The following is a 14,307-nucleotide window of genomic DNA, read 5'->3' as shown; positions in this document are numbered from 1 at the left end:
ATAAGCGACGATCTTCCTGATCACAGGGCTCATCTTCCGCATAACACGCAATCATCGAAGCGATTTTATCAGCCGATAAGCTCTCTCCATGAACATGCAGTGTCAGTACGGCGCGGCCTACTATTTTAAGCACATTTTCATGTGGTCCCTGGATGCGATTACTCAATGCAAATACCCTCTACCGGTCGTTGTACCAGGAATATGGCGCGCTAAATATAAAGCAATTAGCTCAGGATTTTTATCGGCACCAGTGGTGATATTTTTTAATGATTAATTCTATTACTGGAGTAGTAGTTAAGGATTTATCTGATTAACAATGAAATAAATATTTAAAAACGGCTACTTATCAAATAATCGCTGGTCTCAAAAGATCCTCATCCTGGAACAATCACATTGAGTCGGGGTTAATCTATAAAAATAAACCACCTTTTTCCCGTAAACTTCAGTCTATTCCTAAGCCCTCTGACAGATATAGTTTCATACTGCTAACCATCGAGGTTCCCGTTGCTGTCAGGCGTGCTTTCTGCCAGACTTGCCCCGCAATAATGCCCTACACTTTCAGCCTCAGAGGCCGCGCCCGTGACCGCTTTTTCTACCCTCAATTCGCTTCCCGACAGCCAGCTCGAAAACCTGCGCGAGATGGGCTACACCAGCATGACGCCCGTGCAGGCCGCTACGCTGCCCGCCATTCTGCAGGGACGCGACGTGCGCGCGCAGGCGAAAACCGGCAGCGGTAAAACGGCTGCCTTTGGTATTGGTTTACTGCACCATATCGACAGCGCCCGCTTTCAGACCCAGGCACTCATTCTCTGTCCGACCCGTGAACTGGCGGATCAGGTAGGCAATGTACTGCGCCAGTTGGCGCGCTTCACCCGCAACATCAAGGTTCTCACTCTGTGTGGCGGACAGCCGATGAGCGCACAGCGTGATTCGCTGGTGCATCCGCCCCATATCGTGGTCGGCACGCCGGGTCGTATCCTCGACCACATTAACCGCGAAAACCTCAAGCTGGACCAGCTCAGCACGCTGGTCCTGGATGAAGCCGATCGGATGCTGGAGATGGGTTTCCTGAATGATATGGAAACGATCATTGAAGCGACGCCCGCTTCGCGCCAGACGCTGCTCTTTTCCGCCACCTGGCCAGACGGCATTACGGCCATCAGCACCCGCTTTCAGCGTGATGCGCTGAGCGTGGTGACAGAAGATGTCAGCGAACTGCCTTCAATCGATCAGCAGTTTTTCGAAGCCAGCCATAATGAAAAACTGGGTCTGCTGATAGCCCTGCTCAGCGATCGTCAGCCCTCATCCTGTGTGGTCTTCTGCAACACCAAACGTGAATGTGATGATGTCGCCGCGGCGCTTAACGCGCGTGATATCAGCGCCCTGCCTTTGCATGGCGATCTGGAGCAGCGCGATCGCGAACGCGTGTTGATCCGCTTCGCTAACGGCAGTGGTCGCGTGCTGGTCGCCACCGACGTCGCTGCACGCGGACTCGACATCAAATCGCTGGCGATGGTGGTTAACTATCAGCTCGCCTGGGATCCTGAAATCCACCTGCACCGCATTGGTCGTACAGCGCGTGCGGGCGAACATGGCGTTGCGGTCAGCCTGGTTGCTGCCGATGAGATGGCTCGCGCGCATGCGCTGGAAGATTTCCTGCAGCAGAAGCTGCCGTGGGTCTCTGCCAGCACGCTGAAAAAGGGCAGCAGCAAGCCGCTGCCTGCAGCTATGATGACTTTGTGCATTGATGGTGGCCGTAAAGCCAAGATACGTCCGGGAGATATTCTGGGCGCGCTGACGGGTGAAGCGGGTTATCGTGCCGAGCAGATCGGCAAAATTGTCCTTACGCCGACCCACGCCTACGTGGCGATTGAGGCGAATCAGGCCAAAAATGCGCTGGTGAAACTCAAGCAGGGCAAAATCAAAGGCAAAACCTGCCGGGCGATTCTGCTGAAGGACTAAATAAAACGGGCGAGAAGATTATCTCGCCCGGTTTGTTACGGCTCTTCGATTTGGGTCACATGCAGCGTGGTTTTATCCCCTTTGCCCTGTACCTTGCCACTGACGCGTACTTTGTCTTCTGCGGTGTAGGTTTTACCATCAAAGGTCTTCTTCGGCGCGATAATCGGTAAGGTGCCGGTATTGTCACGGAACTGATACCGTTCGCCCTGCTCTTTCTTCACGATGTAACCTTCCAGCGTCACATATCCGCCCTGACGGAAATCGCGGATCTGATCAATATGCGTCTGACCGGTATCTTCTGAACCTTTATAGCCGGCATCCTGCTTGTGTTGCGGTGGTGGCGTATCGCCTGCTTTGTATCCGCCCTCTTCGGCCGAAACACCCGCACTCATCATCACCAGCAACGACGCCAGAATCACTTTTTTCATTTCACACTCCTTTATTGGAAAGGTGTCCATGTTGAACCTTCAGGGTTAATCCTGGCACATTAATTGGCGTCCGTTTTATTTCACCCTTCTCTTCTCACCTTTTTCCGTTTGCTGCCGATAACCTGTTCACACCCTATTTCACCAGCTGCGTTAATGCAGAGGCAACCATGGATAATTTTCAGAAAGAGATCGATGAGAGAGCGAACCTCGCGTTATCGAACAAGTTTGAGCTGCTGCTGTTTCGCTTAGGTTCCGATCAGCTGAAAGGCAAGTCTGAACTGTTTGGCATTAACGTCTTCAAGCTGCGTGAAATAGTGCCGATGCCCACTATCACCAAAGCCGCAGGCATGCGTTCGCCGCTGCTGGGTATGGCAAGTATTCGTGGCCAGTTCATTCCGGTCATCGACCTGCCTGCCGTGGCGGGTTGTGTGCCGGAAACCGGTCTTAACCTGCTGCTGGTTACCGAGTATGCCCGTAACACCCAGGCGTTTGCCGTGGAGTCAGTTGAGAACATTGTGCGTCTCGACTGGAGCCAGGTGCATACCGCCGAAGCCGGTATCGGCGGCCGCAACATTACCAGCATCGCCTGCCTGGACAGTGACAAGCAGAGCAACGAGCTGGCGATGGTGCTGGACGTTGAGCAAATCCTGTATGACATCATCCCATCGGTGCGCGGCGTCGAACCGGAAGCGGCCAGACCGCGTGCCTTCAACTACCGCCCAGGTGCGGTGGCGATTGTGGCAGAAGATTCCAAAGTCGCACGTCAGCTGCTGGAGCAGGGCCTGAAGAGTATGGGCATTCCGGCGCTGATGTTTAACACCGGTCTGGATGCCTGGGAAAAAATTAAATTGATGAGCCAGGAAGCGCAGGCTGCCGGCGAATCGATTCACGACAAAATCGCCCTGGTGCTGACCGATCTGGAAATGCCAGAGATGGATGGTTTTACGCTGACCCGCAACATCAAGCGTGACCCGATCCTCAAGGCTCTGCCGGTCGTCATTCACTCCTCACTCTCTGGCAGCGCCAACGAAGATCACGTGCGCAAAGTGGGTGCCGATGGCTATGTGGCAAAGTTTGAGTTGAATGAGCTGTCAGACGTCATTTTCAACGTTCTCGACACTGCCCGCTAAGCGAATGCGGGCCGCTAAGAATGCCCGGCACGCTTTTACTTTTTAGCCAGCAGAATGGCTGACCTGATCAGGAACCGACTATGCACATTGAAACTTTACCCGTTACGCCTGCACCTGCTACGCCTTCCCGTCAAAAGGTGCTGCGTGGCCGTTTACGCCAGCTGGCCTGGATTAGCGCCGTCACATTAAGCGTCGCGTTCTGGACAGGCCTCTACTTCTTAGTTTTCTGAATCCATTCATCCTTGTCTGGATCGGGCTGTCAGCATCACTGCTGACAGCCCTTTTTTTTGTCTGAATTTCCTCTGGTTATTACTTAACCATTTCTGATGATTTTTACTGACTATTTATTCACCCGGCGTTATTACTTAAAAATTATTAAAGGTACAACTTCGTTCTCCGATAACAGTATGCGCGAGATCACCTTTTTGCCTGAGGCTGTGACCACAGACATCAGCAAGGCACTGCGCACAACAGCAGGAAACCTGAGTGTTGCTAACAAATTGATTAATAATAAAACGGGGAAGAGAACATGTTCAGTATCAAGAATATGAAGGTGGGAATGCGGCTCGCAGCAGCCTTCGGTATTATTGTGACGTTACTGATAGTGATTGGCGTGACATCCATAACCAGGATTAACAGCATTAATACGGCGATCGCCTCGATCGTTGACGATCGTTATGTGAAAGTACGACTGGCATTTGATGTGCGCGATGGCGTCAACGATCAGATCAAATACCTGCGCGGCATGGTGATCGACACGACACGTCCGGAAATGAATGTGAAGCGTTATGGTCAGCTGGATGAAGCCACGCAACGCACCAACAGCGCAATGAAAAGGATCGAAGATATTCAGGTCACGCCAGTCGGCAAGAAAAAGATCGCCGGTCTGCTGGCCTCTTCCCAGGCTTTTGAGAAAGTTAAAGCAGAGCTGATCACCCTGGTGAAGGCGGGCGATTTTGAGGCTGCCAGCACCTATGTCCTAAAATCGATGACCGCCACCCAGAACAAATTCCTTCAGGATGCCGTGGATTTTGCCAACTCTCAGGACGCACAGTTGCGCAGTGAAGGTCAGGGTATTGTGGAAAATGGTCAGTCGGCTATCTCCATTACGCTGATTTTCTCCGCGCTGGCGATTCTGGCGTCTATTCTGCTGGGCTACTTCCTGACCCGTTCTATTGTGCGTCCGCTGGTTGCAGCGGTTGACGTTGCTGAACGCGTTGCCGCAGGCGATCTGAGTTCACAGATGCAGGTGACCTCACGCGATGAAACCGGCGTCCTGATGCAGGCGCTGCAACGAATGAACGATAATCTGCTGTCGATTGTGACCGAAGTGCGTACCGGCTCCGACACTATTGCGGTGGCCTCTAATCAGATCTCCAGCGGGAACCTTGATCTTTCGACCCGAACCGAACAGCAGGCCAGTTCGCTGGAAGAGACCGCCTCTGCCATGGAGCAGATGACGTCGACCGTGAAACACAATGCCGACAACGCGCGTGAAGCCAATCACCTGGTTTCAACCACTTCCAGCGTGGCGCGTGAAGGTGGCGTGGTAATGGAGCAGGTCATTGAGAAGATGGAAGCGATCGCCCTCTCCTCACGAAAAATTGTCGATATCATCAGCGTTATCGACTCCATCGCCTTCCAGACCAATATTCTCTCCCTCAACGCCGCGGTTGAAGCGGCACGCGCGGGTGAACAGGGTCGTGGCTTTGCGGTGGTGGCGAGTGAGGTGCGTAATCTGGCGCAGCGCTCAGCCTCAGCGGCCAAAGAGATTAAGGTACTGATTGAAGATTCCGTCGCTAAAGTCGATGAAGGTAGCAAGCTGGTGACACACGCTGGTTCAACTATCGGCGAAGTGGTGAACAGCGTGCAGAGCGTGGCAAACATCATGAGCGAAATCACCATTGCCAGCAGCGAGCAGAGCAGCGGCATCAATGAAATCAATCAGGCGATTACCCAGATGGAAGCGGTGACGCAGCAGAACGCCGCGCTGGTACAGGAAGCGTCAGCCGCCTCACAAGCGCTGCAGGATCAGGCAGAGCGTATGGCGCAGGCGATGAGCGTATTTAATACCGGCAAGCTCTCACTGCAACCCGTACTGCGTTAATCTCTCTCAACGGCCTGCTTCGGCAGGCCAGTTTAAGAATGATGACGATAATAGCAGATAGGTTACAGGCAACAGAGCGGTTAGCGGTTAGCGGTTAGCGGTTAGCGGTTAGCGGTTAGCGTTATACAAGGGAATTGCAAATACACAGGGAAAGTGAAAGTAAACAGGCAGGTTACAAGGATAAAGCGTGAGGTTTGAGAAGGAGGAAACGCAGAAACAAAAAAGGCTGCCAGAGGCAGCCTTTTATTACTGTAAATGCAACAACGCTATAAAGCTCACTAGCCTTAATCAGAGAGCGCGAAGCTGGCTCTGAATTGCAATCCTTGCCAGGTTCACCTGAACCACGACAGATTTGCAGAAAATGCATTTCGCTCCATGCGGGTTGGCTCTTGTAACATCAAAATGTGATGTACGAAACTGTGAGCCACTACAGTGAGGACATTTAAAAGTAATTTTCAGTCCTTAGAGACCAACAACGTTCGCAGCAGCTGGGCCTTTGGCGCCATTTTCTACTGTGAATTCAACTTGCTGACCTTCATCTAATGAACGGAAATCGGTGCCCTGGATTGCAGAGAAATGTACGAATACATCTTTGCTGCCGTCTGCAGGAGAAATGAAACCGAAGCCTTTCTCTGCGTTAAACCATTTAACGGTACCGCGAATTTTGTTAGACATGCTTAAATCCTTAATATATCGAGCCTTCCGGCATACATAATGGCCTGAGAACAGATTTTAATCAGAACGTAAGAGAAGACTCAAAAAGAAGGGATGTCTCGCGACAAACTTAGAGATGAGAACTGCTTTGGTTACTTACTTTGATAGTGTCTGTTAATCAAACCGACGATTCATTAGGCCACACTTCTTAAAGTGACGCAAGCCGTAATTCAAATTAATCGCAATCAGCCCGCTGACGAGGATGAAGGCGAAAGGCTGTGTCAGGGAGACTGTCTGGCTTCACAATGCAACTGTGACTTTCCCGGCGACGTAAAAAGAAGCGGAGATAATGTCAGATCAAAAAAGGGCGAGGCCGGAGCCTCGCCCAAAACATGCCGATCATCAATCGTAGTAAGGAACCTTACGGTCAACGCCGTTGATATTGATCAGCACAAAACCGGTCGGAGCGGTCTTATTAGTCGGCGTACCCGCAGCAGTAGCCAGCGTAACCACCCCTTTTTCGTTGGCCCCGATGCCCGCCAGCCCGTTGTGCATGCCAAAACGTGCAGCGGGTTTCAGGTTGCTGATTTTGGTGATGTCCGTAACCACCGACATATCAGCCTGGAACAGCGAGCAGGAACCGGTATCGAAGCGGGTCGGACCGGTCGTCTTCAGGTTGAACATGGTCTCGCCGCTGTTCGCTCTCAGCTTGACCCAGATTACGGCATAGGTGGTCCCTACCCGGCCATAACGAATGTCCAGCACGGAAGGCTGCCCCATATGGTAAGCATCGGCCCAGACCGTCTCCAGTCGCTGGAGGTTGATCAGGGTTTTACCGGTGCCCACCACATTAACCGGCGAACCGGCGGTGCCGGAGGGCGTGGTCGCATCCGCTTTCCCGATCAGCTCCATTACCCATTGCTGGTTAGGCGCCGGGAAATAGAGCTGCCCCAGCCGATACCAGTTGTCGGTATCAGTGTTGTTCACCACTTTATAGCCGCTGTAGTAGCCGGCACGCAGCGAACCGGTCATGAACGTGCCGTAGTTCTCATCCCGACGATAGCCATATTCGAAGGTCGATAACCACTTACTTCCGGCCAGATCATTGGTGATTTTCGCCCCCGCCTGCAGGTTGATATGACGCATCACCACGCGGGCATTATTGAGATTGAGCGGCGTGCCGCAATCTTCAATGTTGAGCGTTTCGATGTTCCAGCCGCCATCCGACAGATCCCCCGGGTTAGTCGTGTGCTCAATCCAGACGTTACGCATGAGCCCCTGAGTGACGCGCGGCATATAGAGCGTGGCGTCGCCATAGCCCGACTGGAAGTTGGCATTACACAGCTCAATGGCGGTTGAGTGGTCCCAGTTCCCCTTCGGCGTGTTTGACCAGCCGACATCAAATACCCGTGAAAAGGTATTGGAGCTGTAAATCTGATCGAACTTACTGTCGAGCGTATCCTGCAGCTTAAAGACGGTTCCCCCGGTACTTTGCGCCTTGAAGCAGAAGATATTGACGATCTGGCCTCCGACAATGGTATTTTCAAAGAACGGCTGCGTGTTACTGCACTGTTCAGGCGTGACGGTGACTTTGGCCGTGGTGTCGACAGTCCCGGCGTTAGCCTGTCCATGCCAGCAGATGCCTTTAATGACGATTCGACGCGCATTAACCTTAAACACGGTTTTCGCGCTTTTATCAGAAACAATGGTGGTACGCGGTGCCGAGCCGAGCTCGATATCATCGCCTGCCAGACCAAAAAACGACAACTCCGTATCGCTGATATCGATGGGTGAAATCAGGAAGCGGCCCCCCGGAAAACGCACCGGAATCGCTTTCGCATAGGCGTTGTAAGACTGTGTCCATGCCAGCATCCGCTTAAAGGCTTCAGTGTCATCGGTCACGCCATCCCCTTTCGCGCCAAAGTGCAGAATGTTCACTTCGGCGGGATCGTTGATGGTGCGCTTCCAGTAGAAACCGTTACCCACCGCCACCGTACCGCCATCATCTTTCAGCGGAGTGGTGCTGAGGAAACCAACAAAGTCTGCGCCGCCACGGAAGCTGGAGTCCTTATCGTAATAGCGTTTAAGGCTCGCGACTTCACCTGATTTTGGTGGAACAGTGGTACGCAGTTCAGCAAAAGAGTTAACTTCGATCATAGAATCCTCCTCAGGATCATAGAGATATCGCGCTGAAATCAGCGCACTACTTAGCCGCAGCCGGATGGCCGCAAAGGGAGTCCCACATGTCGTTGTGGGTGTTGATGGCGCGCACCGTACGAACGTCCATTTTTTGCGCGTCATCGCCGTAGGTATAAAGAGGGGAAAAAAGTACGCAGGCAGAGTCGGTGATCGCCACCGGCTCAGGGTTTGTGGTATTTCGACTGCTGCAGCTTGTCGCGAGCAGCAGCGTCATCAAGGCTATGGTTGTCAGTCGCCACACGGTTAGCCTCCTCGCGGTTATGTTGTTGCTGTTGCGCCACCGCGGTGACGCGGGACGCCTCCTGTTGCGCGTTATCGACGTCAGAACGCGCTTTTTGCTGCACTTTGCCGATTTTCTTGCCGCCGAAATAACTGGCGGCCAGCGCCGCAATTACGCCAGCCAGCGCGGCAAGCCAGTGCCAGCTGCCGCCCAGTAAGGTGGTAATCAGAGTCATGGCTTCGCTCCTTCAGACTGCTCCTTCGCATTGAGCAGGTTTTTCTGACGAACAAATTGTGCAATCACCCCCATCGCCACCATGAAGGCGCCCACCAGCCCGAGGTAGTTGTGCGGCAGAATCGCTTTAACGTCTTCGGGCAGTGCACTCCAGGCATCAACCGCGGCAGAAGGAAACGACTGCGCCCAGGCGCTGAGCATGGAACCCAGCGACGCAAGCCAGACAGACCAGGTTTTGAAAAGCAGACGGGCATGAGAGACAAACTGGAGGGTGGTAAAGCGCTGCAGCAGCAGCAGAATGATGATTGCCGTCAGCACGGCGGTGAGAAACATGAGCCATCTCATAGCAACCCCCTGTAAACCGCATAGGTTCCGCTGCGCATCATCTCCGCGTGACGTCTGGCGCGGCCCGGCGTCTGACGGGCCCAGAGGCTGTTCATCATCGCGTCAGCCGCATCATTAAACTGTTCAGCCACGATCGCGCTGAGCATGTTTTTGAACTGCAGGACGCCCTCGACGCCCAGCTGATAAGCCATGCTCAGCAGCACGTCGGTGCGGGCGTCGTTGCACTTCGCCAGCGCATTACGCAGCAGCTCCCTGCCCTGCATCTCCTGAATTTTGTTTTCAAGAATGCACTGCTTCCAGACATCACCGACGCGCCGTGGCACGCGGAAAGCGTAATTACTCAGAGACGCCCCCTTGGGTCCAATGCGAATGCCGCCGGCCACCGTGGGAAAGCCCAGCGTGTCGAGATAGGGCGTGTCGACATACCCCTCTTCAAAATTCAGTACTGCGATTATCTGGCTCATAACGACTCCTCAATGACGGGTTAAAGCAACTCAGCCTTGTGAAAGGAAATACATAACGCTCGCTGATCATTACTCAGCACGGCGCAGCAGAAGGCCTTACTGACCCTGCAGCAAAACTGAACAGTAATTCAGCAAATTGCGCCCAGTGAGAACTGGAGAAAGCGAAGAGTTAGCCGGAACGGAAAAATGCGTTTTCTGCGCGTTTCAGCTCACGGCGTAGAGATGAACGTGCGGAAGACAGCAATTGTCGAAACTGGGTGTTTCCTGACTGGTGACGCGGGGTGCAGTAATTGCGCGGTCAACGCGCGGGGCGACCTGACGCTGGCAGATTTGCTCTGCACGTCTCAGGGTGGGTGTTTCAGTTGGGAAGTTCAGGGCCTCGTCGATGCTCTGTGTCAGGCTGCTGAGAGGTTGGCGCCGCCGGTGGCGACGAGTACGTGCGTTGCCTATAAAAACGCTTTTGCCATAGTGAATTATCGCCATAACTCCTCCTGTGAATGAGTCTTTGGCGATGGGGTGGCAGGCGCGAGCTTTCGGCGAACCGAACGGGCCCGAATGTCGCGTATCACGGTCGCACGCTTACCGCCCGGCTGCATTAGCAGTCAGGTGGAAAGTAAGCGAGGGGAAATAAACGGCATCTGACGACGCTGCATTTTGCGCATCCACCCCATCCCAAAGTTCACTAACTTTGTGGTGGTATGATTCGCGCTTGTGCAGCGCCTCAATTGTTTAAGAGCGGCTCGTCCCTGAAAGAACTGCTTCGTTCATCCATATCCAAATTATTAACAGGTTCTTATGCTTTATCAAACACTGTTGGTTAATTTTTTATTTACCGCTGGTTAAATTTATGAATTTATGCCGATTATTTTTTTTTCAGCCTTCCTGAAAAAACCGGCAGAAGTGGCCTTAACCGAGGATTTGATAATGTCGCGCCTGGCTCATGATCACTTTGGCCAGTACCTTCAGGCTGGTGACGTCATCATGATTGAGATACCAGGTTTCATAGCGCTTATTGTCTGATATCACAGCGATTTTCTTATGCTGCAGCTGCAGGCGCTTGAGATAGAGCTGCTCATCGAGGGTGAAAATATAGATGCCGTCGCCGTCGAACATCCGCACGCTGATATCCACAAACAGCTGATCGCGCGGCGCAAAGGTGTCAGCCATGGAGTCACTGTTGATAGCGATTAACCGGATGTTTTCCGCCGGGCGCCCGTTGAACAGCACCCGCGCCTCATCCAGACCATATTCGATCGCCTGGATAGTCTCGACAAACTCATCACGCGCGGGCAGGCCTGCAGCACTTCGCTGACCAATGTCGAGGCTATCAATCCGAAACACATTCTTCTGACCGGTGAGCGCACTTAGCGTCACCGGTTCAGCAGGTTGTTCCATACCGTATTGCAGCCACTCAACCCTGACGCCCAGCAGCTGACTGAGAGCCAGTAAATTGCCGCCATCCGGCACTGACTGCGCGTTAAACCACTTCCACACTCCCGGCGTTGAAATCTTACAGCCTTGCTGCTGCAGAGCCCTGGCAACCTGTTTGTTTCGTCCATGTCCGGCAATGCCGGCACTCTCACAGGCCGCTATCAGCCTGGCGGTGAAAGCTTGTCTTGTACTTTCTTTTTTAACCATTAGTTAATAATCAGCCATAGAAGAGATACTGGATGTTATTTTCATTATTGCTACCAGTTCATTTTATATTACCGCTCGTTTACTACCTAACCGCTTTATCAAGCATTCCTGATAATCATTATCCGCTTCAGCCCGCGGCTGGACAAAAAATATTGCCTCAGGCCGCGTACAGCCCCGGCTTTCAGGAATGTTCCGTAAAAAATTGCGTGAATATCAGCCAGAATAATGGCCAGTAGTGACGAGACCGGAACGGAAATTAAGCTGATGCGCAGAAAACTCTATCTTTCACTGGACCGGAAAATGGAGCTAAAAAAAACGGGAGTCTCTGAAAGACTCCCGCTTTGTTAAAAATTATGGCAGTTATGGCCGGAGCGTATCGTCGCCCCATGCTATCCATTTATAGGTCGTCAGCGCCTCTAATCCCATCGGGCCACGAGCATGCAGTTTCTGTGTACTGACCGCCACTTCGGCCCCCAGGCCAAACTGTCCGCCATCGGTGAAGCGGGTGCTTGCGTTGACATAGACCGCTGAGGAGTCGACCTGACGGACAAAACGCGCGGCGTTGCGGGTATTACGGGTCAGGATGGCATCCGAGTGCTGCGTGCCGTGCGTACGGATGTGATCGATCGCCTCATCCATATCCGCCACTAATTTGACGTTAAGATCCAGCGACAGCCACTCATCATTGTACTGCTGCGGATTCACCTGCGTGACCGATGCCGGGCCTTGCTGCAGCTGCGCCAGCACGTTGCTGTCAGCATGCAACGCGATCGCTTCCTGTGCCATACGCGCGCTGAAGGCGGGCAGGAAACGATCGGCAATCGCCTGATCCACCAGCAGCGTCTCCAGTGAGTTACAGGCGCTGGGACGCTGTTTCTTGGCGTTGACGATCAGATCAAGTGCAGGTTCGATCTCCATCGTCTCATCAATATAGATATGACAAACGCCGATGCCGCCGGTGATCACCGGAATAGTAGAGTTTTCCCGGCACAGCTTGTGCAGCCCGGCTCCGCCACGCGGGATCAGCATATCGACGTAGCGATCCAGCTTCAGTAGCTGATTCACCAGCTCGCGATCCGGATTTTCGATCGCCTGAACGATCGCCGCAGGCAGACCGTGCTGTTTCAGCGCGTTCTGGATCACCCGGACGGTGGCCGCATTGGTGCGCCAGGTCTCTTTACCGCCGCGCAGAATGGCGGCGTTGCCGGTTTTCAGGCACAGAGTGGCGACGTCCACCGTGACATTGGGACGCGCCTCGTAGATTACGGCCACCACGCCCAGCGGCACGCGACGACGCTCAATGCGCAGCCCGCTGTCGAGCTGACCGCCGTCAATTAGCTGTCCAACCGGATCGGCCAACTGGCAGACCTGGCGCACATCGCTGGCGATGCTGCCGAGGCGTTGCGGATTGAGTGTCAGCCGGTCCAACAGCGCGGCGCTCATACCGTTCTGACGCGCATCGGCTAAATCCAGCTCATTGGCCGCCAGAATGTCTGCGCTTTCCGCCTCCAGACGGTCGGCAATAGTCATCAGAACCTGATTTTTCTCTGCAGTCGACAGATCGGCCACGGTGTAAGCTGCGGCGCGCGCCGCTTTTCCCATCTCTTCTAGCATTGTCCGCTCCTTAACTGACGATCATGTCGTCGCGGTGAACCGCCACCGGGCCATATTCATAGCCCAGGATTTCGCTGATCTGCTGGCTGTGATGACCGGCAATCATCCGCATCGCGTCGCTGTTGTAGCGTGAAACACCATGCGCGATATCCCTGCCCTGCAAACTGCGGATACGGATCACTTCCCCACGTGAGAAATTCCCCTGGATAGCACGGATCCCTTTCGGTAGCAGCGAACTGCCGCGTTCAATAATTGCTGCTAGCGCACCATCATCGACGGTGAGTTCACCTGCCGGAGGCGCACCGAAAATCCAGCGTTTACGATTTTCCAGCGGCGATTGCTGCGCATGAAAGCGCGTACCGACCGGCTTGCCGTCAATAACATCGCTGATCACGCCGCTGCGGCTGCCTGAGGCGATGATCACATCGATACCGGCGCGGCAGGCGACATCCGCCGCCTGAAGCTTGGTCGACATGCCGCCAGTGCCGAGACCCGATACGCTGTCGCCCGCCAGGGCACGCAACGCATCATCAATCACATGGACATCACTGATCAGCTCAGCCTCAGGATTGTTACGCGGATCGGCGGTGAACAGTCCCTGCTGGTCGGTCAGCAGCAGCAGCTTGTCGGCACCGCCGAGCATCGCCGCCAGCGCTGAGAGATTGTCGTTGTCACCCACTTTGATTTCAGCGGTGGCGACGGCATCGTTCTCATTGATCACCGGCACAATGTGGTTATCCAGCAGCGCGCGCAGCGTGTCGCGGGCATTCAGGAAGCGCTCGCGATCTTCCATGTCGGCACGGGTCAGCAACATCTGACCAATATGGATACCGTAGATTGAGAACAGCTGTTCCCACAGCTGAATCAGACGGCTCTGCCCCACCGCAGCCAGCAGCTGCTTTGAGGCGATGGTGGGTGGCAGTTCGGGGTAACCCAGATGTTCGCGTCCGGCGGCCATCGCGCCAGAGGTCACAATCACAATGCGGTGGCCCGCCGCGTGCTGCTGCGCACACTGACGAACCAGTTCCACCATGTGCGCCCGATTCAGCCGGCGGGAGCCGCCGGTGAGAACGCTGGTACCCAACTTGACCACTAAGGTCTGACTGCCACTCATATTTCCTGCCGTAGTGAAAAATTTTTACGAAAGGACGTTTTAACAGGAGTCGATAAGGAAGCCAACAGCCAGCGGGGGAAAAGCACGAATTTACGCGGACAAGGACGTAGACCAAAAGTTCAGGGTTAACAAGAAATCATGAAAAGTGTCATAAAAAGTTCATCGCCGACGGGTAAAAAGTCCGTGCTTTACAAAAAC

15 protein-coding genes are annotated in these 14,307 nt (G+C 53.8%); 4 read left to right on the top strand and 11 right to left on the bottom strand.

Annotation, left to right across the window (positions count from 1 at the left end; translation table 11 throughout):
* Window positions 1–579 precede the first annotated feature (579 nt).
* The gene (gene dbpA, locus NR201_RS20175) at window positions 580–1,962 is read left to right on the top strand and encodes an ATP-dependent RNA helicase DbpA (RefSeq protein ID WP_010255222.1); all 1,383 of its coding nucleotides are present in this window, start codon (window positions 580–582) and stop codon (window positions 1,960–1,962) included.
* A 35-nt stretch (window positions 1,963–1,997) separates the two neighbouring features.
* On the opposite strand, the gene NR201_RS20170 is transcribed toward dbpA, so the two are convergent.
* Window positions 1,998–2,390 (bottom strand): YgiW/YdeI family stress tolerance OB fold protein, encoded by a 393-nt coding sequence (locus tag NR201_RS20170; protein WP_010255219.1) that lies wholly within the window; start codon window positions 2,388–2,390, stop codon window positions 1,998–2,000.
* A gap of 167 nt (window positions 2,391–2,557) precedes the next feature.
* Between NR201_RS20170 and NR201_RS20165 the strand changes: the two genes are divergently transcribed.
* The 3 genes from NR201_RS20165 (at window position 2,558) to NR201_RS20155 (ending at window position 5,627) form a co-directional block, all read left to right on the top strand.
* Window positions 2,558–3,520, top strand: coding sequence for a chemotaxis protein (locus NR201_RS20165; protein WP_010255217.1), 963 nt, complete (start codon window positions 2,558–2,560; stop codon window positions 3,518–3,520).
* 80 nt (window positions 3,521–3,600) lie between these two features.
* The gene (locus tag NR201_RS20160; RefSeq protein WP_022625169.1) at window positions 3,601–3,750 is read left to right on the top strand and encodes a hypothetical protein; all 150 of its coding nucleotides are present in this window, start codon (window positions 3,601–3,603) and stop codon (window positions 3,748–3,750) included.
* 299 nt (window positions 3,751–4,049) lie between these two features.
* Entirely contained in the window at window positions 4,050–5,627 is a 1,578-nt protein-coding gene (locus NR201_RS20155) for a methyl-accepting chemotaxis protein (RefSeq protein ID WP_010255214.1), read from the top strand.
* Between the two features lie 288 nt (window positions 5,628–5,915).
* On the opposite strand, the gene NR201_RS20150 is transcribed toward NR201_RS20155, so the two are convergent.
* From NR201_RS20150 to proB, 10 genes are all read right to left on the bottom strand, one after another.
* Window positions 5,916–6,086: a cold-shock protein gene (locus NR201_RS20150; protein WP_085978710.1), complete on the bottom strand. Its 171-nt coding sequence runs from the start codon at window positions 6,084–6,086 to the stop codon at window positions 5,916–5,918.
* A 3-nt stretch (window positions 6,087–6,089) separates the two neighbouring features.
* The gene (gene cspA, locus NR201_RS20145; RefSeq protein WP_003854408.1) at window positions 6,090–6,302 is read right to left on the bottom strand and encodes an RNA chaperone/antiterminator CspA; all 213 of its coding nucleotides are present in this window, start codon (window positions 6,300–6,302) and stop codon (window positions 6,090–6,092) included.
* 381 nt (window positions 6,303–6,683) lie between these two features.
* Window positions 6,684–8,438 carry a glycosyl hydrolase family 28-related protein gene (locus tag NR201_RS20140; RefSeq protein ID WP_033766603.1) on the bottom strand — a complete coding sequence of 585 codons (1,755 nt, stop codon included), beginning with the start codon at window positions 8,436–8,438 and terminating at the stop codon, window positions 6,684–6,686.
* 203 nt (window positions 8,439–8,641) lie between these two features.
* On the bottom strand, window positions 8,642–8,935 hold the full coding sequence (locus NR201_RS20135) for a hypothetical protein (RefSeq protein WP_033766602.1): 294 nt from the start codon (window positions 8,933–8,935) through the stop codon (window positions 8,642–8,644).
* Window positions 8,932–9,279: a hypothetical protein gene (locus tag NR201_RS20130; RefSeq protein ID WP_010255205.1), complete on the bottom strand. Its 348-nt coding sequence runs from the start codon at window positions 9,277–9,279 to the stop codon at window positions 8,932–8,934. Before NR201_RS20130 ends, NR201_RS20135 begins: the two co-directional genes overlap by 4 nt.
* Entirely contained in the window at window positions 9,276–9,743 is a 468-nt protein-coding gene (locus NR201_RS20125; protein ID WP_010255203.1) for a glycoside hydrolase family protein, read from the bottom strand. The genes NR201_RS20130 and NR201_RS20125 overlap by 4 nt, the downstream gene beginning before the upstream one ends.
* A gap of 204 nt (window positions 9,744–9,947) precedes the next feature.
* On the bottom strand, window positions 9,948–10,226 hold the full coding sequence (locus tag NR201_RS22705) for a hypothetical protein (RefSeq protein WP_071785064.1): 279 nt from the start codon (window positions 10,224–10,226) through the stop codon (window positions 9,948–9,950).
* Window positions 10,227–10,649: 423 nt separating this feature from the next.
* A complete protein-coding gene (locus tag NR201_RS20120; protein ID WP_010255201.1) occupies window positions 10,650–11,381 on the bottom strand; it encodes a S24 family peptidase in 732 nt (243 codons plus the stop codon).
* A 360-nt stretch (window positions 11,382–11,741) separates the two neighbouring features.
* The gene (proA, locus tag NR201_RS20115) at window positions 11,742–12,995 is read right to left on the bottom strand and encodes a glutamate-5-semialdehyde dehydrogenase (RefSeq protein ID WP_033766601.1); all 1,254 of its coding nucleotides are present in this window, start codon (window positions 12,993–12,995) and stop codon (window positions 11,742–11,744) included.
* Between the two features lie 10 nt (window positions 12,996–13,005).
* Window positions 13,006–14,109 (bottom strand): glutamate 5-kinase, encoded by a 1,104-nt coding sequence (gene proB / locus NR201_RS20110; protein ID WP_010255198.1) that lies wholly within the window; start codon window positions 14,107–14,109, stop codon window positions 13,006–13,008.
* Window positions 14,110–14,307: the final 198 nt, after the last annotated feature.

Source organism: Pantoea sp. Fr-CA_6 (assembly GCF_024520895.1).
GTDB lineage: Bacteria > Pseudomonadota > Gammaproteobacteria > Enterobacterales > Enterobacteriaceae > Pantoea > Pantoea agglomerans.
The sequence above is the reverse complement of the archived record's forward strand: the minus strand, read 5'-3'. Positions and strand labels throughout refer to the sequence as shown.